Here is a 23,258-nt window from a genome sequence, read left to right on the forward strand (position 1 = left end):
TATGGAGATATATCACTGAGATTCATCATCACATACACCTTCTTATTTCTCGTTTAAACTTCTACAGCGATGCCCTCATAGAACCGACGAATTACCTGCTCCGCTGGCTTGCCGTACACTCCATATCCGTCATCGGTCAGCGCATCCTTCTCCGCGTGTAAATGTGCGCTCCAATCCCACAGACCGAATCCGCGTACCCAGTCACGCTGACTGACATGCCGGAACATGGCTTCATAGAAACGCTCCTGTTCCTCCGCGCTCACTTCGCCTTCCAGCCCCCAATCATTCGGTACTTGGGCTGATCCATTGCGGCTGGGACAGCCTGCTTCCGCGAAGAAAAAGGGTTTGCCATAAGGAGCAATCGCCTGTTCAATACGATCCAGTTGCGCCTCCCAATCTCCGATGGGATAGTAACCACTGGAAGAGATGACATCCACGGCATCCCACCACTTCACATGGCCTTCCTGATATTTGTCCGTGTTGTATGACACCAGCCCAGTATACACTTCACGCACACCGGCGATCACCTCGCGCCACTCTTGATCCCGACGCTCGGATTGCACCATCTCACAGCCAACGATGAACATTTCACACTTTTCCTGCTCTGCAATCGCTGCATAATGCTTCTGAAATGCCGTGTAGCTGCGGAACCAATCCTTCCACTTTGGCTCACACGGCACATCGATATCAAAAAAGTTAATGTGTGCACGCCATGTGCCATCGGTACAGTTGACGGTTGGTTTCAGAATGACACGCAGCCCGAGTGTACGGGCATAACGAATCATGTCCACCAGTTCATCATCCTCCACCAGATGTGCACCCCGATACTTCACTTCTACCGCCTGCGGATGATCCTGATGTGCCGCCAGTGCAAAAATAACATGTGAACTGCCTGTACGTTCTGCCATCAGACGCAAAGACTCTTTGGCTTCCGGCTTGCGGAAGTCGCCCCTGCCACTCATCCAGCCAAATGTAAATCCCTTGATATACTCCATATGCATTGCTCCCCAATGTATACACTTTCACTACGATTGCAGTACCATCTTCCGATCGCCGTTATCCCCAGATTTCTGTCAATCCCTTTTATACAAGGGAGAAATCCGGGGATAAATGCGACCACTTCGCTTCTTCAGATTGGTTCTGCACTCTCCGTTATTGTGTAAATTTCAGCTTTCCCAAAATTTGTTTCACTTCGATTACAGCTTGCCCTCTTCATGATCTCCGGCGATGACTTCATCCGTCTCGATCACATAGTTCACGATCTCTTCGATGGTCGTGTACGCCACGCCCACATACGTATCAGCAGCGCCGTAATAGATGGCGATACGTCCGGTATCAGCATCATGCAGTGTTGCACACGGGAAGATGACGTTATCAACGAAGCCTTGTTCTTCATACCATTTTTCCGGTGTCAGCACGAAGTTGGAGGAACGATATTTTACTTTGGATGGCTCATCCAGATCCAGAATAACCGCACCCATGCTATATACCAATCCACTACAGGTTCCCGTGACGCCGTGGTAAAACATCAGCCAACCTTCGGACGTTTCGATCGGAGCAGGACCGCCCCCAATTTTGACCGATTGCCACCAGCCTTGTCCGCCTTTGCTCATCACATGACGGTGCTTGCCCCAGTACACAAGATCCGGGCTTTCACTCAGGAAGATGTCCCCAAATGGCGTATGTCCACTGTCACTTGGTCTGGACAACATTACATAGTTGTCCTTGATTTTGCGCGGGAACAATACGCCATTACGGTTGAATGGCAGCATTGGATTTTCGAGGCGGACAAATGTTTTGAAGTCATCTGTTTTGGCCAGGCCCAGTGCTGCGCCGTAGAAGTCTGTACACCAGATGATGTAATACGTATCTTCGACTTTGACCAAACGTGGATCGTACGCATAGTTCGGCATAAATGGATCACCATTTTCATCTACAAATGCAATACGCTCTTCTTCAATCGTCCACTCCAAACCGTCCTCACTTGCCCCCATGTGCAGGTGCGGACGGCCATTAACGGTTTCGGCGCGGAATACACCAATAAATTTTCCTTCATACGGTACAACAGCACTGTTGAAAATGCGGGCAATGCCTTTGACCGGGTTACGCGGAACCACCGGGTTCGCCGAGTGTCTCCATACCGGGCCTTCCGTTCCCTCCGGTTTGGCTTCCCACGGCATATTCGGCAAAGCATCCCCAACAATGTGTACGTTTTTCGTTTCAGCAACTGACATTTCCATTTCTCCCTTCGGTTTTTATTTAACTGAGCCTTGCGCGAAGCCGTTGTAGATGTACTTCTGTAGCAGCAGGAAAATGATCATGGTTGGAATAATGGCGATCATGATGCCGGCACTGATGACTTCCCACTGCGATCCGAACGGCCCCTTGAATTTGAACAAGGCGGTGGATATGACCTGTAGATCGGCCTTTGGCATGTAGAGGAACGGTGTGTAGAAGTCGTTATAGATGTTCACACCCTTCACGATAATGACCGTTACAATGGCCGGTTTCAGCAGTGGCAGAATGATTTTCCAGTAGATCGTAAAGTACGAAGCGCCGTCCAGCATGGCGGATTCATCCAGTGCACTTGAGATGGAACCCAGGAATTGCAGGAAAATATAAACCGCGATGATATCTGTACCCAGGTACATCACGATGGCTGCCCAGCGCGTGTTGAACAGGTCGAGGGCGTTAATGATCTGGAATGTGGCGACCTGCGTCGTAACACTTGGAATCAGCGTAGCTAGCAGGAATGCCGCGACCATGATTTTCTTACCTTTGAATTTGAAACGATCCAGTACATACGCGATCATGGAACCCGTTAACGTTGCACCTATAATGGAGATGATCAGGATAATAATTGTATTTTTGAAACCGACCAGCATGTTGCCATCCACAAAAGCCTTCGTATAATTCGCAAAGTTCAGCCAGTTGGCTGGCGGGGCAAGCGGACTGCTGGTAGCGTATTCCGCATTGGTTTTGAGAGATGCAAACAGGATGACCACGATGGGTAACAGCGCGATAAACGCCGCAAGCACCAGGGAAGCATATTTAACCACGCTCGCAAGGGTGTATTTGAATTGGTTCACATTCATTCCTCCCCTTTCATGGTGACGCGCTGAACGAGCGTAACGAGAATAACGATCAAGAGCAGCACCACAGCCATGGCGGATGCCAGTCCCAGCTTGCCATATTTAAACGCCAAATGAACCGTCTGGATTACAAATGTCATACTGCCGTTGGAACCATCAGTCATGATATATGGAATATCGAACGCACTAATTGCGCCGCTAATCGCCAAGATCAGGTTGAGCTGCAGGATGCGTGTAATGCTTGGCAGGATGATGTGGCGGAATTGCTGCCAGCGATTGGCACCATCAATATCGGATGCTTCATACACATCCTTCGGAATGGAGGAGATTGCACCCAGGAAAATGATAAAGTTGAAGCCCATGTATCTCCATACCGAGGCACCTGCGAGTGACACGTTAATAATATTGGGATTACCGAGCCAGAGCTGCGTGTATTGTCCCAGCCCGACAGCCTGCATGAGCATATCGAGTGTACCGTCCGGTTTGAAGAAAAAGAGAAAGATAAAACCGATGGCTACCCCATTCAGCAAATAAGGGAAAAACAGTATGCCTTTGAAGAAGTTTTTGCCTCGAACTTTGAAACTCAAAATCGTGGCAAAGTAAAGCGCCAAGCCCATCTGTAAGAACGTAGCCACGAAGTAATACAAGCTGACAATAAATACTTTGAAGTATTCGGGATCACTGAATATGCGCGTATAGTTCTCAAACCCAACATAATCAAACCTTTTACTGTATCCGTTCCAATCGGTGAAACTGTATTTGAACATGTTGATGACCGGTAAGTATGCAAACGTGAACAGCAACGCCAGCGGAATAATTGAGAAGGCACAAATGATAAATATGCGTTGCGCTGAGTAGCCCCAATTCGAAAGTTTTAAGTACTTCATGCTCTCCACACCTCCAAGCAGTTCTCCCGCCTATATATCGAAAGACTCCCGTCCAATGGAATTCCGGAGGAATAACTGCCGGGGAAAGAGCATGGGTATCATGCTTTCAAATACCACATACTCCATGCTCCATTCAGATATGGATTCCTATATCCCCGCAGTCCATTCATCACCTGATCCACTTACGTTAATCCAATTATTTCGTGAATTCTGCTCTTGCTTTTACCCACTTGTCGTTCAGATCTTTCATGATGTCGTCATATGATTCCTTGCGGTTCCCAATACCTGCTTCGATAATGCGTTTCTTGAAGTCAGGCTGCCAGAGACCGATTTCGCCTTCGTTATCAATCTTGTCAACCAGCCCTTCTTGACCACCTTTGGCAGGTGTAAGCGTGGAGAATTTCACATCTTTATATTGATCCAAAATCGGTGGCAATTCAGCATTCTTGTCTGCATCCATACCGCCGCCCTGTTCAACTGCGTAGTTCGATTTCGCCAGGAACCAGTCAATCCAGGCTTTGGCAGCAGGTTTGTTCTCACTGTTCACGTTCATGCCGATGTTATAGTCAGCGGAGAGCGGAACCACAACCTCACTTGCATTAGTTGGGAAAGGTAAGAATCCAATATTGTCCGGTGTATCCGTCATCCCTTGGATCTGTGTAATCGCCCAAGAGCCCAGTGCCATCGTAGCAATTTTGCCTTTGGCAAGATCAGCCTTGGAGCTTTCCCAGTCGGTTGTTGTTGGGTCTTTCTCGATTAGACCGTTCTTGGCTGCATCATAGAGCACTTTATATAGTTCATAGTGCGGCTGACCAGGCACAAAGTTCTCATCTGTATTCGGTTGGTCCACGTTAACGTAATCCACACTGCCTGCCACGGTTGGCAGATCCGATTCCCATTGGGTGAGAGCCCAGCCGGATGCATAGTTGGTGTAGAGTGGAACCGCATCTGTATTGTCTTTGACCAGTTGAAGCGCAGCCTGGAATTGCTCCGGTGTTTTGGGAATTTCCATAATGCCAGCGTCTTTGAAGACCTGTTTGTTATAAATGATTCCGGAGAACGTGATCACGGTAGGGATACCGTACACCTGACCATCCACCATGCGTTCTTCAATAGCGGTGTATTTGTCTTTCAATTCATCGTACGTGCCGAGCGGCTCGAAAAAGTCCGGGATATCTGCGATCGGAACACTGGTCGGGATCATCAGTACATCACCATAATCCTTGGTGCTCATACGGATCTTCACTTGTCCTTCGTAGTCGGCCAGCGCCTGAAAGTTAACTTTGACATCGGGATATTCCTTGTTGAATTCTGCTGCGTAGTCTTTGAACACGGTATCCACAATATCTGTCCGTTGCGTCAGAACGGTTATTTCACCTTTGATATCTGCCGGATCTGTACTGATCTCCTCCCCTGCCTGCGAAGATCCACCTCCGGATGAACATGCAGCAAGTAGCGAAGTGATGAGCAGCATCGTCAGCAACATCATCCAACCTTTGTTTTTTCTCAATTGTTTCGACCCCTCTCTTAAGTAAATTTAGGTTATCGTTAAGGTTACAAAATGAATTCTATTATGGTAACGCTTACCTGTCAATTAAATTATTTATAAATTAACAAGAGAAATTGCGAAGTAATTCGTTGACATCTGTTTTTCAGGGCACTAATATTGTTTAATAAAGTTACCGTTAACTTAACTATATATATTGATTAAACATTTACACGAAACGTAGAGGACAGAAAGAACCTGAAAAAGCGGAGCGTTCGCCTAAAAGCTTTCTGAAAGAAAGCTACATCGGAAGCATACGCTATCACCGGAATTTCACCTTTGAAAAAGGGAATCAAAAAAAATCTGGGGATAACAGCGATCGGAAGGTTATTCTGTCATCGGAGTGGCCAGTGTAAATATTCTTTAGTCAATTTATATATTAAGATTTATGTAACACGTTGAAGGAGCGCTCACTTATGAATACCAAAACAACCCAACTCCAATCTGAGATGAAGGAACATTGGGAAAAGCAAATTTTACCCTTCTGGTCCACCCTTAAAGATACAACCCACGGTGGATTCTACGGCTGGGTTGGCAATGATCTTCAGGTGAATCAACAGGCACCCAAAGGCGGAATCGCAACGGCACGACAACTCTGGTCTTTTGCAGCAGCGTATCGGGTTACCGGAAACGAAAGATGGCGCGAGTACGCTGAACATGCATACCGTTTTCTCGCTGACCATGTGATGGATACCGAATATGGCGGTATGTACTGGATGGTAGATTACACAGGGGAAGCATTGGATACGAGCAAACATGTGTATACGCAATCATTCGGTGTGTATTCACTCAGTGAATACTATCGTGCTACCGGGGATGCTTCTGCATTGGAACTTGCGAAAACGCTTTTCGCTCTAATCGAGGACAAAGGTCTGGATGCCGAACTACCTGCGTACAAGGAACAATTTGATCGCACATGGAAGGAACAGCCCAATGAAATGCTGAGCGAAAATGGGGTTATTGCGGATTACACAATGAATACGCATATCCATGTGCTGGAGGCCTACACCACACTCTATCGCGTGTGGCCGGATCAACAAGTGAAGGCGGCGCTGGAACGCCTGCTCGGGATTCTATATGAACGGGTGTATGACCAAGACACCAAGTTTCTCGGGGTATTTTTCAATAAACAGTGGGAATCCCTCATTGACCTGCGCTCGTTTGGACATGACATTGAAGCCAGCTGGCTGATCGACGAAACGTTAAAAGTGCTGGGGCTGGAACAACATCCGGAGTATGCGGCGATGGTAACAGATATTGCCTATAACATCTCCAATGTAGCCGTGAATGTGGATGGTTCCCTGTTAAATGAACAAGAAGGTGAACATATCGATGAGAAGCGAATTTGGTGGGTTCAAGCCGAGGCGATGGTCGGTTTCTATAATGCATATCAGCGTACAGGTGATCCGCTGTTTCTGGAGAGAGTGGAGCGCTTGTGGACCTATACAAAAGAAAACATCATTGATCAGCGCGCTGGTGGGGAATGGTACTGGTCAGTTGATGGGAACGGCACACCGGATCAGAGCGAAATTGCCGGACCGTGGAAATGCCCGTATCACAATAGCAGATTCTGTATTGAACTAATCGAGAGGATGGGATCAGAATGATACACCCGAAATACAAGGAGTTACTGGAGAAACAGGAGCAGCTGCTTACTCGCCCCAATGAGATCAATTCTTCCTTCTACAACGGCATATATGATCGGTATCAATATCCGGTTATCACCCGCCATCATGTACCGCTGCATTGGAGATTCGATCTGGATGAGACGACCAACCCGCATTTCATGGAACGTCTGGGCATTAACGCAACGCTTAATCCAGGAGCCATCTATTTCAATGGCAAATACGTCATGGTTATTCGTACCGAAGGATTGGATCGCAAATCGATCTTTGCGCTCGCCGAGAGTGACAATGGCATCGACGGATTCCGCTTTACAGGTAAACCATTAGTCTGGGAAGATATTGATGCGGATGAAACCAATCAGTATGATATGCGCCTTGTTCAGCATGAGGATGGCTGGATCTATGGCATCTATTGCTCGGAACGCAAAGACCCGGAGGCTCCTACATTTGACACGTCCAGCGCAGTGGCACAGGCAGGATTGGTTCGGACACGAGATCTCACAAGCTGGGAACGGTTGCCCAACATAACAACGAATTCCCCTCAACAACGCAATGTCGTATTGCACCCGGAATTCGTGGATGGAAAATATGCCTTCTACACCCGTCCACAGGATGGATTCATCTCCACAGGCAGTGGCGGCGGAATCGCCTTTGGTCTGTGTGAGGATATCTTGAACCCTGTCATTCATGAAGAGACAATTATCGACGAACGGCAATATCATACGGTATATGAGGTCAAAAACGGTCAAGGCCCTGCTCCGCTCAAGACGGATCGTGGCTGGATCCACATTGCTCACGGGGTTCGGAACACCGCGGCAGGCCTGCGTTATGTGTTATACACCTTCGCCACCGATCTGAATGATCCGGCGCGTATTATTGCCAAGCCGGGCGGCCACTTCATTGCTCCTTATGACGATGAGCGGGTAGGCGATGTGTCCAATGTTATTTTCTGCAATGGTGCTGTGGTCAATGAAAAAGAAGAAGTCTTTATCTATTACGCATCCAGCGATACCCGCTGTCATGTGGCAACAACCACGCTGGAAAAACTAGTTGATTATACGTTCAATACACCGGCTGATCCGTATCGTTCCCTGGACTGTGCCAGCCAGCGGGGTCAGCTGATTGAACAGAATGAGAAGCTTTTACAGAAACAATTAACGTAACATCGGTAGAGCGTCCTCTCAGGGAAACCTGCAATGTGCTGAAAATTAGCGAAACAACAGCCAGAATGGCTTTATTCCAAGTGGGTAACGATGTATACTGATATGGATTGTTATTATGTTGGAAGAAAGTGTTCATCATAATGACAGCACATTGTGCCTATACCGGCTTGAAGGAGGCGACCATACTGAAGAACAATATCACCATGCGGGATATCGCCGACAGGCTCGGGGTCAGCAGTGTGACCGTCTCGAAAGCATTGAATGATAAAGATGGCGTGAGTGGCGAATTAAAGGAAAAAATTAAAGTGCTTGCTGTTGAAATGGGCTATCGGTATAATGCTGCTGCCCGTTCCATGAAGGAAGGCTTAACCCATAATATTGGCGTAATTATCCCGGAGCGTTTTACCGGGCCGACGCAGTCGTTCTATGTACGCGTGTTCCAGCGCATCACCAAACATCTGGAGGAACAGGGCTACTACGGCATTCTGCACATTCTGAATGTGGAGGATGAGGAGGAATTAATACTGCCCAAGCTGTACAGCGATAACAAAGTCGATGGTTTCATCGTGCTCGGACAGATCAGCAAAGAGTATATTGAACTGGTGCGATCAATGGAGGTTCCCAAAATGTTTCTCGACTTCTACGATGAACATTCGGACATCGATTCAGTTGTTACCGATAACTTTTACGCTGCCTATGAGCTGACGAACTATTTGGTTCAGCAAGGCCACCGGAACATTGCTTATGTAGGGAACCTGTATTCCACGAGCAGCATACAGGACCGATTCCTCGGTTACTACAAATCCTTGCTGGAACATCGGTTGCCAATGAATCCGGATCTGGTTCTGAATGATCGGGATGAACGGGGTACGTTTATTGAGATTGATCTGCCGGAACAGCTGCCAACCGCTTTTGTATGCAACTGTGATCAGGTCGCTCATCTGCTCGTTCAAAAACTGACTTCCATGGATATTCAGGTGCCTGGCCAATGCTCTGTTGTTGGTTTTGATAATGATATCTATGCGATGTTATCCGATCCCAAGCTGACAACTGTTGAAGTAGATGTGGAACAGATGGCACGCACGGCAGTTCAGTCCATGCTCAAAAAGGTCGACAACCCGAACCGCAGTTTCGGCCGTGTACACGTGAAAGGCAACATCATCTATCGTGACTCGGTGAGTGCTGTGTCTGCCTCATCAGATATTATGGATATTTGAATTAAAAAATGAAATAAACGAACACAGATGACTGGCCTTTATCTTACTGGCCAGTCTTTTCTGATACAGCGGAGCTTAACGCCGGCGACGATCTGTTGAATTCTTCAAAAATGTAGTCGTTCTCCAAATCGAGAGGATGAGGATCAGCTCATACACATTGGTTAAAGTACCGGTTTCCACTGGCAGGGAGATTAACTGCCCTGCAAACAATAATGCAGTCCCAACAAACAGCCATACCCATTTATGTTTGAAAAGAACGATCAGGCTAACAAATAAGAGTACAAGCCCCACGATGATCACCATCATCGGCGGACCTCCATGACCTTCTGCCATATATCTCAGTACTCCATACTCTTCTGTAACTTTGAGATTTTGAACCTCGGATAAAGTAAAGCCTACAATCTGGTAGATAACCAGACCCAGCGTTATCAGCCATGCTACCACACTCGTTATTCTTCTATTTGCAAACCTGGCACCTGAGCTGCGCAATATATGGTAGCTAGCAAGAATAAGGGTAGGGGTAGCAAAGGCATGTAGCCAAAATCGAAGGCTACTGAGAACCATTAGCGGTTCCCCTTCCCCGATTATATTACCTAGAGCAATAATTCCATTATCATATGCTAAGCTGAACGCTACGAATAACTGAAAACTGGCATACGTAAGCCATTGCTTCCTCTGGGTCAACGCGACGGTCATCCGAATAACAAGTATCAAATAAACAAGAGTAAGTGCGAAGTATATCCATACATCCAAACTGCTTCACCATCCTTATTGGTCAATTCTAATAAATTATATTTACCGGTAAGTAAAATTACAAGATGAATTTGAATAAATGGTTAATTTGTCATAAATTACTCACTGGGGTAATGAAGATGAATATTGATATACAACGATCACCGGAGAGACCAACACATGCTGTAGCTGGAGATGGTCCACTTTTACAAGAAATCATTCTTCTATAGGCCACCAAACTGTTTATAGAGCTAAATTATATAAAAAGAGCACTCCCGGCAATCTTAGCTGCAGGAGCACTCTTTTCCTTATTTGAAGAACGTAAAAGCAACAGGTTACTCTGATATCAATAACTTGTCTTCAACCAATTATCCTTGGACCAGGTCAGTTTACCCGAACCCGCGCCATTGGAAGCCGTGAGGCGTGCATTCAAAGTGGACGGATCATCCGTAGTATAGCTGTACGGCAGTGACGAGAAGCCATTCCAGGAGAAGGATTTTATCACCGCCGGGATTGGCGCCAGTGGACTGCCAGACGTATCACTGCTGCCACGGAATGAGCTGCCATCCAAAGAATACATAGTATCGGTCACTCTGATTTTGCCGGTATAGGTTGGATCTGCCGGATCGGTCTGATTGTTGCGCACAGGATACAGCACGTCCTTGATGACTGATTTCTCAACTAATACGGCTCCGCTCTCTGTGGAGATTGCCCCATTGCCAATGATATCGAACTTATAACCTTTGGACGCAATCGCTGTTGCCATCGCTGTTGTAATTTTGGCTTTAGCGGCACGTGCCCCTGTCGAATCCATCACGATGTTGTATGCATGTGCGTTGCCTCCACGCAGGCGTGGCATCCGGTCCTGAATATCTTTGTAGAGATTATGGTGCAGTGTCATGGACAGGTTGGCGTTAGCTGATTCCAGGCTGGTCGAACCGACCAGATGTCCTTTCTTCTGTGGTCCCGAGATGGCAATAATATCGGCTTTGCTGAGACCTACAGCACTGCTGCGAAGGTAGTTGTACATGGGATAGGAAGCCTTATTCGCTTCCAATTCGTTAATCTGCTGGGTAACCCAGCTGTTCGAGCTGCCGTCATCCCCTTTGAAGAGGGACCAGGAGATGGTCACGCCGCTGGTTCCTTTTTTCGAATCGACAAGTCCGTCATAGGCTTTATTAAATGTGCAGTGATCAATCCATACGTTGCTGTTCTCCTCCAGGGTGATGTAATCCCAATCGTTCTTGTCGTAATCACCTTTGGTGGATTCATCCCATTCCCATAACTCATCGAATTCCAGGTTACGGATGATGACATTTGAGCTTCGTTTCACGCTGATTGCAGCGTGTTTGATTTTGGAGCCGTTAGCGGAGAAAATCGTGAGTCCATTGAAACCGTCAATCGTGAGCTTGCTGACACCTGTCTGTTTTAATACAGGATGTGTCAGCGCATCATTATGCTTGGCAAAAGGAGAAATCTGCGCTGCACTCGGAATTTCATTCCATCCCAGATTCAGATCGTTCATGATCTCAACAACTTTGACACCGGAGTTCTTTTTCAGCGCCAATGCCAGATCGGTCGCATTATACACTTTCTTATACGTGGCTGTGTTGGATTCGTTAATAATGCCGCCGCCCGTATTCCCTTGGGAGAAGCCTGTGAGATTGTAGTCTGCGTTGCCTGCTGCCTGCACACTTGCCGGGCCGGACAATAAAGTTAACCCCAACGTTAGAGCCAAGGCTGTGCTGCATAAGCTTCGAAATTTGATTTTCATCGATTCCATTCCTCCCGAAATATAATGATTACATTCGCCCATCGCTGCCATGCCATGTTACGAAGGACATGTTCTCAATGTACATTTTGTAAACGATTACAACAATAATCCCTATCTCACATATGGTTGGAAAAGGCTGGTATGGTAAGGGTTTGTACTGTAAGCAACCTTGAATCGTACAGAGTTAACTTGGGGAGTAAGGTTTCATGGATATATCGTGGTACAAGAACATTCCAGATGGGATGAAATTAAAAAAGCAGGACTGCATCTGCTGCAGACCTGCTCGATTTTACTTTTTGATGGAACGTGTCCAGAAGCCGCCATGGAACTGTTTGGGCTCCACGGTAATAACAAATGCTTTGGGGTCCAGATCGAGAATCGTCTGGTAGAGCAATTTCTGGTTTTTACGTTTTGCCAGAATCTCCATCACAAGCCGATCTCCATCACGTCCACTGCCCACCCATGCAGTAACACCATATCCTTTATCTCGCAGGGCATTCGCGACGTTGTTGCCCATCTGGTTACAGATGACTTTAACGGTAACGTAACCGAGCGCGATCTTCTCTTCAATCCACGCACCGAGCAACACCCCAAGTCCATAACCCACCGCGTACACAATCAGGGCCGAAGGCTGAGTCAGGTATTGGAGCACCAGATTCAGACCGAGTACATAGATCACAATCTCACCCATGCTGATCAGTGCGGCGATATATTTCTGTCCTTTGAGTGTCAGAATCATCCGGAGTGTATAAGCGGATACGTACACAATCTGGATCAAAAAGATAAATACCAATATTTTAAACAATCACAATCCCTCTTTCCTGGCCTTCACAATGGAATTGGCCCTTTGCTGCATATCCTCGAAGATTTCGTATCATCTATGCTTCCTGTATGTTCGCTCTATCTCCATCATTGGACGTTATGCCCTCATTCTAAACGGTTGGATGTAAATCCGTAGGCATTTTCTGCTCTCTGGCATGCCGGAACTGCCATTATAGAACCGTTTGTACCGATTATCAACCCGGCGGAGGTCCCGGGGTCGAAAACGGGGGTCTTTGAATATGCTGTATCATCATAAAGCCAAGCACGCTGGCACAGGATATCAGGTCAGAACCAGGATGGATGGGTCAAAACAAAAAGGGGGTACCGTCATGCAGCTATGGCAGGAGATGGAGCGGGAAGGCATGGAGGAACTCATTTTTTGCCATGATGCAGATAGTGGATTGAGGGCGGTCATTGCCATTCATAACACGGTCCTTGGACCTGCGCTGGGCGGATGCCGCTACTGGACGTATGCGTCCGAGGAAGAAGCTGTTCGGGATGCTGTGAAGCTTGCCAAAGGCATGACGTACAAAAATGCAATCTCCGGATTGCCGTATGGTGGTGGAAAAGTGGTCATATGGGATGTGCCTTTAGCGAAGAATACAAAACCGGATGAGGATGGTTGCGGATCTCACAGTGCTGAGCAGGTCGCTGGAGATCTAGGAGTAGAGCAGCAAAAGGGCGCTGCCGCTGAACGGAAAGTCGTCGCTGATGAGATGACACATCCACAAGATAAAAGTCTGGATACAGACGCATCCAAGCGGGCGCAGCGCTTTCGTGCACTGGGTCGTTGTCTGGAGCGGCTGAACGGGCGATACGTGACTGGTCTTGATCTGGGTACCACGGCGACAGACATGGACCAGATCCGACTGGAGACCGCACATGTGACGGACACCACCGGTTCGCTGGGGGCGCAGGATGACTTCACTGCCGAGATGACCGCCTACGGCGTGCACATCGGCATTGTGACCTCGCTGCGCCAACAAGGCATTGCATCTTTGCAGGGCATTCCCGTTGCCGTCCAGGGACTGGGCAAGGTGGGGTATGCCCTGTGCCGTTACCTGCATGCAGCCGGGGCACGGCTCATTGTGGCAGACGTTGTACCGGAGCGTGTACAACGTGCCCTTGTGCAGTTCAGCGGCGCCATCTCGGCCGATCCGGCCCATATCCACGCCGCTGACTGCAAGATCTTCGCCCCCTGTGCCCTAGGGGGCGTACTGACCCCGGCAACGGTGGAGGAGCTGCGCTGCTCCATCGTTGCCGGGGCGGCCAACAACCAGCTGAGTGAACGACAGCTGGTTGCAGGCCGCATGCAGGCGCGCGGTATCCTGTACGCGCCTGATTATGTGCTCAACGCAGGCGGAATCATCTCCACCGCCTACGAGCTGGAAGGCGCCGGGCCTGACCTGATCCGCCAAAAGGTGGCGGGGATTGCAGGCACGCTGAGCAAGGTATACGCAGAAGCTACGCAATCTGCGATCTCCACAGCCGATGCAGCCGATCGGCTAGCGGAATCCATTCTCCGAGCAGGCCACACAAGATAGGGTGCCCCCCTCCTGGGGAACCTCCACTGCTTTACTTCATTCTAACGAATCTGTTACACCCTATTTGCCCCTTTTAGCGCGAACCTAATATCTAACGAATCTCAGACATGTTATTGTGCATAGTTTGGTCCTTTTTCAAGCTAAATAACTACTTTTCCGAAGAATAGTGTTCCTGAGGTTCGTTAGAATTTATATTTCAGATTTTGACCCTGAATAGGTTGTCTCAGGTTCTTTAGCGCTGCGGACGAGGTTCTATGGGGTAGTATCACTTATCAAAAGAGCTAACCTAGACGTAAGTGTCCAGGTTAGCTCTTTTACCCTCTCTTATCGTTTAGCGCTCTTACTCTCTCTTACTCTCTCTTACTCTACTACTCCTTAAACTGCAACCGACCTCTTCTTCACTGTCTTCTTCTCTCGAAACAGCAGCGTCCACAGCAATACATTCGCTACGATCAGTATTGCGCCATAGATCCAGATGCCCCCCGATACCGAACGAAAAAAGACATGGACTCCCCATAACATGGCAAGTACAGGAAGGGCGGCGAATACATACCAACCATCACTTTGCTGCGCCATACTGAAGGATTGGGAGAACGGTGGCTTACGCAGCAACAATTTGCCTGCCAGTGGGACAAGCGCCGTAGCTGTAAGCATAATAATTGCAATATCCGGCAGTATCCGTAATCCAAATGTCCAGGTGAACAGAATGGCATTTGCCAGAAATATAGGCAGGAACATGTTGCACAAGAACGCCTTCAGAGCGCCTTTATATAACGCGCTATCATTTGCCATCGGTGCAGCGCGAAAGGTCCAGAATGCCTTGTATTGTCCTGAAAATTTCAGCATGACCACCACCGTTACAACCAGCATCAGCACGATGTAAAAGGTGTATACAAACGAGCTTTGTCTAAACTCCGCCCAGGTAGAAGATTGCAATTCGGTAAACCAAAATACATAAGGTAAAACAAATGATAAACCAAGCGATGGATACACCTTAAGCTTGAATTCCCGTTCATTACGCATCATGCTGGCTGACAGACGGAAGCAAGCCTGCTCTTCTCTGGAACGACTGACCACCTTGGAGATCAACCGATCCCATCGTCCACGTCTGCGTCCGGAGGACTCACCCGAATGTGCCATTTTTTCCAAATACAATTCAAAGGAAGGCATAAGCTTCACATATACGATCATACTCACCACAGGAACCAAAACTGCCAGTGCTGTGAACGTATAGATCCACACATTCCCGCCCCCTGCAAATAACCATTCATATGCGGCCGCATACCATAACGGAGGCAACAGCAACTGCCACCATGCCGGGGTAAATACCATACCAAAGTCAATAATACTGAACGAACGGATGACCAGCTGATAACCGATTGCAATCCCCACGGACAGCAGAATCTGCACCATATTGATCATATCCTTCAGCTTCTCACCATCCAGAAACTTCATCATGAACAGATAGATCAGAGACGTTGTCACCAGAATCAGCATATTGATCAGAATCAGTTCTACAAGGAAAATCAGAAAGAATCCGATCCCATGCGTCACCAACGCGGCAATTAGCGGTATACCGGTTAATGAACCCGTCAGCAATAGTAGATAAACGCCTGCGTGGATGGCTCGGGCCATACCTACCGTTCGCCCATTAACGGGCTTCGTCATGATGATATTGCGATCCCGAATGTCCAGCAGTACGGAGGAAAAATCCGAGATCATGGACGTCATGATCATAAACATTAAAATGCCAAATACAAGACCCATCTGAAGCATAAAATGCCCCGTATCCCAGACGACGAAGGGAACCATCATCAGTCCCATTAATCCATACAACCACAGGGATCGAAGAAACTGATTACCTTCCTTGCGCTCCTTTTTCCCTGAATTGTTGGATAAAATGGTAGGCACTCTACGTTGATCCATCTGGAACTTCACTCGCAAAATCAGGCGCAGCACATCATAATCCGCCCCTGTTTTGGCGATGAGCGGACGAAAGCGATCCAGAATCTTGAGCGTGCGGAAGTCAGAGGATTCCTCCATATCAGTACACCTCCTGCACAATCGATACAAAACGCTCCGCAATGGCTTTATGCTCATTGAAGCCCGTTAATTGATTGAATACTTCCTCCAGCGTACCTTCCATGGATTGCTGTTGAAGCTGCTTGAACGTACCGTCTGCCACTACGCGTCCTTCAGCGATCAGTACAATTCGACTGCTGATCTTCTCCACCACATCCATGATGTGTGACGAATAGAAGATGGTTGTGCCTTTGGCTGACAATTGTGACAAAATCTCTTTGACCACCATCACACTATTGGCATCCAATCCGCTAAGCGGCTCATCCAGGAACAACAGATCCGGGTCGTGCAGCAGTGCAGAGATTAACAGCACTTTCTGACGCATACCTTTGGAAAAGGAGGCAATGCGGGAATGATATGATTTTTCCAGTCCAAAACAATCCATCAATAGCTTGGCCTTGTAATCCGCATCTTCATAGGACATACCGTATAACTCTCCCGTAAAAGTCAGATACTCCGCAGGCGTTAATTGTTCGTACAATTCCGCCACCTCCGGAACATAGCCGATTCTGCGTTTATACTCTACATCGCCATCCGCAATATCTTTACCAAAGATTCGCACCGTGCCTACATATCCTTCAACCAGCCCGAGTAAAATCTTAACCGTTGTACTTTTGCCAGCCCCGTTTGGACCAATATATCCAATCATCTCACCGCGATTCACTTCCAGGTCGATGCCGTTCAGCACATAACGTCCGTTGTATCTCATACGCAAGCTTTCAATGGATAGCACTTGTTGTTCACTCACTTCGTTATCCAGCTCCTGTCTCTATCTTTTTCTACAATTCTACTAGTTTACCACAGATTGGGATGGTAATGATCGGAAATAGGTCACGATATCAGCCATCATCTGGATATTCCTTTCGAGTAAAAGCATCACGTAACATACGTGAATACATCACAAAGCCCCTGTCTCACCTTATGGTAAGAGACAAGGGCTTCCACTTTATGTTGAACCTTATTTTATAATATTTAAAACGTCTTACTGCACCTTAACAATCTGAAAATGTTGATTCGTGCCGCCATTATCCGTCCACTGGATGGCCGCAGCCCCATCTGCCAGGGATTGACTGGAGATATCCAATACCTTGCCTGTACTGCGGTTTTTCAGTTTATAATAACCACCACCTACATGGACGAGCTGCCATTGCTGGCTGGCCCAGCCACCATCATTCCACTGTTCAATGACAGCCCCATCCGTCGTGGCACCATTCTCCACACCAATTAGCTTGCCACTGGAACGGTTGATGATTTTGACATAACCGCCACCCGCATCGGTAATCTGCCACTGTTGACTTGTCGTCCCCCCATCTGCTCGCTGCTCCAGATCCGCACCGTTGGCGGAAGAACCCCCAATGACATTCAGTAATTTATTGCTTTTACGGCTAATCAGCTGATATGAAGCATTCGGGTCCCATACATCCGATGTACTAATTCCGGTCACGGTCCCTGTTGCTGTATCTATCGTAATACTGCTGGCCCAGTTCATCACCAGACTGGTTGCGCTCGGGAACGAGAGTGGCAGCCAGACATACTTGGAATCCTGCACGGGTCCGCTCCAGGCACCGGCCCAGCGATCACCCATGTAGAGATAAGATGTGGTCTGTGAACCTTCTACAGGAACAACATAGGTGGATTGAGAACCATATGTTGTGCTGTCTCCAAAATTGCTTAGGCCGCTCCATGTGCCTGTAATGCTGGAGGCTGTCGCATATTTGGCCTGATTTGGATTCCAGCCAGTTGCACCCGAGGTGATCAGGAAGTAGACACCGTCTTTTTTGAATAGGGCAGGTGCTTCACGATATTGTCCGGGCCATAGTGTTGTGACCAGGGATTCCACACCCAGGAAATCCGGGGTCAGTTTATATATATTCAGATCAGCATTCACTCGGGTTGCAGAGATCAGATAAGCGGTTCCGTTATCGTTGTATACCGTCATATCTCTGGAGTCATAGCCAAGCGGACGATAACTGCCCACATACGTGTAGTTGCCATCAACCGTATTCGAAGTAGCTACAGCTACTCTTGCCTCGCCATAATCCAGACCATTCTCTTTGTGCATCCACAGCACATATTTGCCGGTTGAACTGTTATAGATGACTTTTGGACGTTCAATGTTGGAGATATTTAGCTCGGCTGCCGAGCTGCTGGTCAGCACATCATTGCGATACTCCCAGTTCTTCAGATCCGATGAACGATACACGGACACTGCCTTGAACGTTCCATTCGTATTGCGGTTCTCTCCAAACCAGTAATAATACCCGTTTGCCTTGATCATCCCGCCCCCATGGGCATGAACAACATTGCCATTGGTATCCTTGAACTGTATCCCGTTTGTTACACTAAGCGGAGCAGCTGAAGCATACGGTCCGGGTGCAAGCAGCATCCCTATGGATTGCAGCGCCAAGAGTAAAACAAGCAGATAACTTAAGCGGTGGGTAAAGCGGCGTGAAAGTGTATTCTTTTTCAACCATCCATCGTTCATAGCCATATCGTAATGCACCTCCATATTTTTAGTGAAGCGCTTACATAAAAATAAAATCGATATGTCTCTTCTGCCTCCGATCGATGATGCATTTCAGCATTAAAATTCCTGGCATTACTGGCTGGGCCTTCACCTCCCTGATTCCGATTGTATCCGCCACGTTCCCGCTCGAATAGTGAACAATCCGGCGGAAGATGTACAATTTTATACTCCGCTCTCTCCATAAACAGCAAAAAGACGCTTCCCCCGAAGCGTCCACTGCTATACCTGCCCTGCACCTCCATGATGTAACGATCTCTAGCTGTGTAAGGCTGTTCATAGGCAGGTTTTTATATGATGTTTTAACGGCGTATACTCGCCCTTATTGCTTAATCTTGGTCGTCAAAATCCTGGTCAAACGATAACACTTTACCTGTGTTGGCATCGATATCTACATCTGCTTCACCTTGAGCAGTTCTCAGTTCGATCTCATACACATAGCGACCATCATCATGATCCAGCTCGACTTTGGTTACTTTACCACCCGTAACTTGTTTCAACGCAATGTTTGAAGCTTGGGATGCCGTCAATTTGACCTGCTTGGAAGCAGAGTTATTAGACGTGTTGCCGGATACAGTACCTTTATAATCGTCGTCATCATCGTAGTCTTCATCATTCACGACCGCAAGGATTTTGCCTGTATAAGCATCCAGACGAACGACAACATCATTAGTTCCTTTTCTGTCGATCTCAACTTCATAGAACGTTTGGCCGTTTCTACGCTCCAGATCCACGTCATCCACTTTACCATCGGCTGCTTTTAACGCCAACGCTTTCGCTTGTGATGCATTCAGCATTTTACCTGTGCTGTTCTGATTCTGTGTTGCAGATTGTGTTGTTGACGTTGGTGTAGTTTGCACCGATTGTCCGTTCACATTCCCGCTAGCCGCCACAGCTGATCCACCAAGTAATACTGCTGCTGACAAGCTACCAATCCAAAGTTTATGTTTGTTCATCATCATCATTCATCTCCTCGTTGTTGTTTTCGTTCTCGTCTACTTTTATAGAATAACCTGCAGGAATGAGAGATCAGCGAGAGTTAGATTAGAATTTGATGAGAAAATGAAGAGAATGCTCATTTAACAGGTATTCATTACGTATGTAATCTACACTAAATGAAAAAGATGACCCCTAAACTAGGAATCATCTCTCTAAGCAGTTTAACACTATAACTATATTTAATGTGTTCCTTGCAACATGTTAATCCTCGTCCTCATCCCAAGTCACCGAACGAATCGCTCCCGAGATGGCATTCACCTGCACAATGGCTTCCCTGCCATCCGCCAGATCAATTTCAACCAGATAATACGGATTCCCGCTGTTGGTTCCACGCAGTTCGATGTCGTCCACTTCCCCCGGAACCTCCGCAAGTGCCTTCTGCTTGGCTTGTTTCTCGCTCAGAAACTGAGGTTTGGGATCATCCTTGGTTGGTTCAGTTGTCGGGGCTGCTATTGTTTTGGAAGATATCGTCTCTCCCGTGTATGGATCAATCGTGAGTTCTTCACGACTGTTATCCTTTGCCTTCACTACCGCGGTGTATACCGGACTGCCTTGTTGCTCCACAAGTTCAAGCGAGACCAATTGGTTATCTGTTTGTTGTTTTAACAATGCCGTCTTGATCTGCTCGCGGCTCCATAACGTCTTCTCTTCCGCTTGCGGATTCGACTCCAGCCGTTTAATGGAATTCACAGCAGCTGTAACGGCATCCACTTGCACATCATATAGGCCAGTCTCCGAACGGAGCTGCATGATATACGTCCCGTCCTTCAACGTGGAATTCACAATCTCACCCGGATATTGATCCAGTACGGATTGGGCCGCCGCATCTGCCGTAAGTACCACACCCGTCGATTGCCACGGCTTCCACCACACAACAGCTGCCACAATCAGCACAACGAGAAGCCCTGCACCCCACCAGAGTGACCTTCGCGATTTCGCCCATCCGCTGATCCCTTGTTCATGCCGTTTCATTTCCGGTGGTCGCTGCTCACGCTCTGTCATCACGTTTCCCCCTATGCACTCTCTTATCATCCCCAGTTGATCTGATGCTTATCAGTATATAAGAGAAGAATGAGAATTTCATGAGAGCGGCCCGTTCTGAACCGATAAAGGCAAAATAATCGAAGCCTCGGTGCCTTCACCCTCGGTGCTGGTCAGTTCGATCCGTGCTCCAACTGCTCCTGCAAGCTCTTTGGCAAGTGACAATCCCAGACCTGAACCGCTTGCGCCTAAGCTGCGTGTTCTGGCCGGATCAATCCGGTAGAATCGGTCAAATACCTTCTCCAGCTCATCCTCCCGCATACCAATCCCGGTATCCACAATCCGAATATGGCACTCTTGCCCCTTGGCTTCCAGCCTGACTTCAATTGCATCTTCACTATACTTCCGGGCATTATCCAGCAAAATAAACAAAAGCTGCTTCAGCTTGCTCTCATCGCTGATCGCCCAGATTGGACCTGGATCTTCGCACCGGACTTCACGGTGATAGGCTTCGCGGAACGCACGTGTGGAGTCTGTAGCCAGTCTTGTGATATCCACACGTTCCAGCTGCACATTCCACTGCTCTGGCTGCTTCGCAAGCAGTAACAGTTGCTCGGTCATCTCCCGCATACGAACCGATTCGGACAGAATCGCCTCTACCGCTTCATCAAATACCTCGGGCCGCTCTTTTCCTCGCCGCTGTAGCAGGCTGGCATAGCTCTCAATAATGGTCAGTGGAGTTTTGAGCTCATGAGATGCATCAGATACAAATCGTTCCTGTCGTTCAAAGTTGGATTCGAGCAGATCCATCATCCGGTTAAACGTCTGTCCCATCGTTTTCAGTTCATCCTTAGACCCTTCCTCCAGTGGAAGACGCTTGAATTGGCCGCTGGACTGAATGTCACTCATTGTACGTGTCATCTGCTGAATCGGTCTGGTCATCCGATTCGCCAGAATCCGGCTGGAGATAATGGCTGGAATGAGAGCAATAATCGTGACCGCCACAAGCACGGTTCGCAGTACAGATAGGCGATTCTCTGTCTCTGCTACACTCTCGGTGACCTGCACATTCACCACCTCGCCATCAGGCCAGATGACAGGGACTGATACCCACACATAACCAATCTGTTCAACTTGGGTATACTCCGATTTCTTCTCACTTTCATACTTATAGGGCAGCTTGCTCAGCTGCTCGGAAGCTGCTGTTGTTGTCACCGGGGAACTGGTGCCGTCTTCATTAACAATCCGAAGCATGCCGTTCACAGGCGCGTAGGCCCGCAACAAGTCGTCCGGCGGAATGGAGCCGGCAGACTGACGTACTCCTTTGACAATAGACTCCGCTTCCGCCTCCACCCGATTAACCTCGTTATCAATCGACATCCGTTCAAACACGATGTAGACGGACAGGTTCACCGCGATTAACAGCACAGCAAATAATACAGACGAATATCCGTAGATTTTACTGCGCAGGCTCATAACTGTTCCTTCAGAACGTATCCAACGCCCCGTACGGTATGTATTAAGGGCGGTGTGAATCCGTTATCCACCTTTTTGCGCACATAACGGATGTACACATCCACCACATTGGTATCTCCATAATAATTGTATCCCCACACGGCCTGCACAATTTGATCACGACTGAGCACCTGACGTTGATTCTGAAGCAGATACACAAGCAGGTCGAACTCACGTGGAGTAAGCTCAATGGCCACACCATCTCGGGATACCTCTCGCGTTCCTTCATTCAGTTTCAACCCGGCAGCCGTCAACCAGCCTGCCTCAGCTTCATCCTTATGCCCAGGAAAATCATTCCCCGTATCAGCAGGTGTAGACGAAGAAGCGGAAGAAACAACAGACGCCACTGCACTAAGCCGCAATGCAGCCCGAACTCGGGCAAGCAGCTCTTCAATCTGGAACGGCTTGGTGATGTAGTCATTGGCTCCGAGATCCAGGCCGGATACTTTGTCTTCTACAGAATCTTTGGCAGTGAGCATAATGATCGGAACCGTAGCATCTTTGGCCCGAACTCGCCGCAACACTTCAATTCCACTCAGACCAGGCAACATCACATCCAGCAGAATCAGATCCCATTGTCCGTCTGCATACTTCTCCAATCCTTCTGTTCCACTGCCTGCCTTGCCTACCTGATATCCCTCATACTGTAGCTCAAGTTCCAGCAGACGTGCTATTTTGGGCTCATCCTCTATGACCAGCACGGCTTCGTTCATGCAGCGCTCCCCCTCATTCCCATCATTTCATTCTCCCGTTAT

Annotated in this window: 19 protein-coding genes; 4 read left to right on the plus strand and 15 right to left on the minus strand. The window is 48.0% G+C overall.

What is annotated here, in order from left to right:
• Nucleotides 1-53: 53 nt before the first annotated feature.
• The 5 genes from MKZ13_RS29785 to MKZ13_RS29805 form a co-directional block, all read right to left on the minus strand.
• On the minus strand, nt 54-995 hold the full coding sequence (locus tag MKZ13_RS29785) for a 1,4-beta-xylanase (RefSeq protein WP_339180449.1): 942 nt from the start codon (nt 993-995) through the stop codon (nt 54-56).
• Nucleotides 996-1,196: 201 nt separating this feature from the next.
• Nucleotides 1,197-2,234 carry a glycoside hydrolase family 130 protein gene (locus tag MKZ13_RS29790; RefSeq protein WP_339180452.1) on the minus strand — a complete coding sequence of 346 codons (1,038 nt, stop codon included), beginning with the start codon at nt 2,232-2,234 and terminating at the stop codon, nt 1,197-1,199.
• A gap of 21 nt (nt 2,235-2,255) precedes the next feature.
• A complete protein-coding gene (locus tag MKZ13_RS29795) occupies nt 2,256-3,089 on the minus strand; it encodes a carbohydrate ABC transporter permease (RefSeq protein WP_339180456.1) in 834 nt (277 codons plus the stop codon).
• A 2-nt stretch (nt 3,090-3,091) separates the two neighbouring features.
• Complete coding sequence (locus tag MKZ13_RS29800) at nt 3,092-3,979, minus strand: sugar ABC transporter permease (RefSeq protein WP_221819858.1); 888 nt, start codon at nt 3,977-3,979, stop codon at nt 3,092-3,094.
• 196 nt (nt 3,980-4,175) lie between these two features.
• Nucleotides 4,176-5,489 carry an extracellular solute-binding protein gene (locus MKZ13_RS29805; RefSeq protein ID WP_339180460.1) on the minus strand — a complete coding sequence of 438 codons (1,314 nt, stop codon included), beginning with the start codon at nt 5,487-5,489 and terminating at the stop codon, nt 4,176-4,178.
• A 452-nt stretch (nt 5,490-5,941) separates the two neighbouring features.
• On the opposite strand from MKZ13_RS29805, the gene MKZ13_RS29810 reads away from it, so the two are divergent.
• From MKZ13_RS29810 to MKZ13_RS29820, 3 genes are all read left to right on the plus strand, one after another.
• Nucleotides 5,942-7,132 (plus strand): AGE family epimerase/isomerase, encoded by a 1,191-nt coding sequence (locus MKZ13_RS29810; protein WP_339180463.1) that lies wholly within the window; start codon nt 5,942-5,944, stop codon nt 7,130-7,132.
• Entirely contained in the window at nt 7,129-8,313 is a 1,185-nt protein-coding gene (locus tag MKZ13_RS29815) for a glycosidase (RefSeq protein ID WP_339180465.1), read from the plus strand. The genes MKZ13_RS29810 and MKZ13_RS29815 overlap by 4 nt, the downstream gene beginning before the upstream one ends.
• A 140-nt stretch (nt 8,314-8,453) precedes the next feature.
• Nucleotides 8,454-9,530, plus strand: a complete 1,077-nt coding sequence (locus MKZ13_RS29820) for a substrate-binding domain-containing protein (protein WP_339180468.1) — start codon at nt 8,454-8,456, stop codon at nt 9,528-9,530.
• Between the two features lie 75 nt (nt 9,531-9,605).
• Here MKZ13_RS29820 and MKZ13_RS29825 read toward each other — a convergent pair whose 3' ends face one another.
• The 3 genes from MKZ13_RS29825 to MKZ13_RS29835 form a co-directional block, all read right to left on the minus strand.
• A complete protein-coding gene (locus MKZ13_RS29825; protein ID WP_339180470.1) occupies nt 9,606-9,974 on the minus strand; it encodes a hypothetical protein in 369 nt (122 codons plus the stop codon).
• Between the two features lie 634 nt (nt 9,975-10,608).
• A complete protein-coding gene (locus MKZ13_RS29830) occupies nt 10,609-12,036 on the minus strand; it encodes a hypothetical protein (protein WP_339180473.1) in 1,428 nt (475 codons plus the stop codon).
• A 289-nt stretch (nt 12,037-12,325) separates the two neighbouring features.
• Nucleotides 12,326-12,841, minus strand: a complete 516-nt coding sequence (locus tag MKZ13_RS29835; RefSeq protein ID WP_036606590.1) for a DUF2179 domain-containing protein — start codon at nt 12,839-12,841, stop codon at nt 12,326-12,328.
• A gap of 346 nt (nt 12,842-13,187) precedes the next feature.
• Between MKZ13_RS29835 and MKZ13_RS29840 the strand changes: the two genes are divergently transcribed.
• On the plus strand, nt 13,188-14,402 hold the full coding sequence (locus MKZ13_RS29840; RefSeq protein ID WP_339180476.1) for a Glu/Leu/Phe/Val dehydrogenase dimerization domain-containing protein: 1,215 nt from the start codon (nt 13,188-13,190) through the stop codon (nt 14,400-14,402).
• 375 nt (nt 14,403-14,777) lie between these two features.
• On the opposite strand, the gene MKZ13_RS29845 is transcribed toward MKZ13_RS29840, so the two are convergent.
• From MKZ13_RS29845 to MKZ13_RS29875, 7 genes are all read right to left on the minus strand, one after another.
• A complete protein-coding gene (locus MKZ13_RS29845; RefSeq protein WP_339180479.1) occupies nt 14,778-16,445 on the minus strand; it encodes a hypothetical protein in 1,668 nt (555 codons plus the stop codon).
• Between the two features lies 1 nt (nt 16,446).
• Entirely contained in the window at nt 16,447-17,232 is a 786-nt protein-coding gene (locus tag MKZ13_RS29850) for an ABC transporter ATP-binding protein (RefSeq protein WP_047840868.1), read from the minus strand.
• Nucleotides 17,233-17,466: 234 nt separating this feature from the next.
• Entirely contained in the window at nt 17,467-18,870 is a 1,404-nt protein-coding gene (locus MKZ13_RS29855) for an RICIN domain-containing protein (RefSeq protein WP_339185474.1), read from the minus strand.
• A 467-nt stretch (nt 18,871-19,337) separates the two neighbouring features.
• Nucleotides 19,338-19,967, minus strand: a complete 630-nt coding sequence (locus MKZ13_RS29860; RefSeq protein WP_179087883.1) for a PepSY domain-containing protein — start codon at nt 19,965-19,967, stop codon at nt 19,338-19,340.
• A gap of 241 nt (nt 19,968-20,208) precedes the next feature.
• Nucleotides 20,209-21,009 carry a PepSY domain-containing protein gene (locus MKZ13_RS29865; RefSeq protein ID WP_339180483.1) on the minus strand — a complete coding sequence of 267 codons (801 nt, stop codon included), beginning with the start codon at nt 21,007-21,009 and terminating at the stop codon, nt 20,209-20,211.
• Between the two features lie 78 nt (nt 21,010-21,087).
• Nucleotides 21,088-22,464, minus strand: a complete 1,377-nt coding sequence (locus MKZ13_RS29870; RefSeq protein WP_339180485.1) for an ATP-binding protein — start codon at nt 22,462-22,464, stop codon at nt 21,088-21,090.
• Nucleotides 22,461-23,216 carry a response regulator transcription factor gene (locus tag MKZ13_RS29875; RefSeq protein ID WP_339180487.1) on the minus strand — a complete coding sequence of 252 codons (756 nt, stop codon included), beginning with the start codon at nt 23,214-23,216 and terminating at the stop codon, nt 22,461-22,463. Before MKZ13_RS29875 ends, MKZ13_RS29870 begins: the two co-directional genes overlap by 4 nt.
• Nucleotides 23,217-23,258 lie beyond the last annotated feature (42 nt).

The sequence above is a fragment of the Paenibacillus sp. FSL R5-0701 genome, assembly GCF_037973995.1.
In the GTDB taxonomy this organism is placed as follows: Bacteria; Bacillota; Bacilli; order Paenibacillales; family Paenibacillaceae; genus Paenibacillus.

Bases quoted from the DNA above. Each gene is read 5' to 3' on its own strand.
- MKZ13_RS29785 (WP_339180449.1), bottom strand. From the start codon at position 995: ATGGAGTATATCAAGGGATTTACATTTGGCTGGATGAGTGGCAGGGGC.
- MKZ13_RS29790 (WP_339180452.1), bottom strand. From the start codon at position 2,234: ATGTCAGTTGCTGAAACGAAAAACGTACACATTGTTGGGGATGCTTTG.
- MKZ13_RS29800 (WP_221819858.1), bottom strand. From the start codon at position 3,979: ATGAAGTACTTAAAACTTTCGAATTGGGGCTACTCAGCGCAACGCATA.
- MKZ13_RS29810 (WP_339180463.1), top strand. From the start codon at position 5,942: ATGAATACCAAAACAACCCAACTCCAATCTGAGATGAAGGAACATTGG.
- MKZ13_RS29815 (WP_339180465.1), top strand. From the start codon at position 7,129: ATGATACACCCGAAATACAAGGAGTTACTGGAGAAACAGGAGCAGCTG.
- MKZ13_RS29820 (WP_339180468.1), top strand. From the start codon at position 8,454: ATGACAGCACATTGTGCCTATACCGGCTTGAAGGAGGCGACCATACTG.
- MKZ13_RS29830 (WP_339180473.1), bottom strand. From the start codon at position 12,036: ATGAAAATCAAATTTCGAAGCTTATGCAGCACAGCCTTGGCTCTAACG.
- MKZ13_RS29840 (WP_339180476.1), top strand. From the start codon at position 13,188: ATGCAGCTATGGCAGGAGATGGAGCGGGAAGGCATGGAGGAACTCATT.
- MKZ13_RS29845 (WP_339180479.1), bottom strand. From the start codon at position 16,445: ATGGAGGAATCCTCTGACTTCCGCACGCTCAAGATTCTGGATCGCTTT.
- MKZ13_RS29855 (WP_339185474.1), bottom strand. From the start codon at position 18,870: ATGCTGCTTGCACCCGGACCGTATGCTTCAGCTGCTCCGCTTAGTGTA.
- MKZ13_RS29860 (WP_179087883.1), bottom strand. From the start codon at position 19,967: ATGATGAACAAACATAAACTTTGGATTGGTAGCTTGTCAGCAGCAGTA.
- MKZ13_RS29865 (WP_339180483.1), bottom strand. From the start codon at position 21,009: ATGACAGAGCGTGAGCAGCGACCACCGGAAATGAAACGGCATGAACAA.
- MKZ13_RS29870 (WP_339180485.1), bottom strand. From the start codon at position 22,464: ATGAGCCTGCGCAGTAAAATCTACGGATATTCGTCTGTATTATTTGCT.
- MKZ13_RS29875 (WP_339180487.1), bottom strand. From the start codon at position 23,216: ATGAACGAAGCCGTGCTGGTCATAGAGGATGAGCCCAAAATAGCACGT.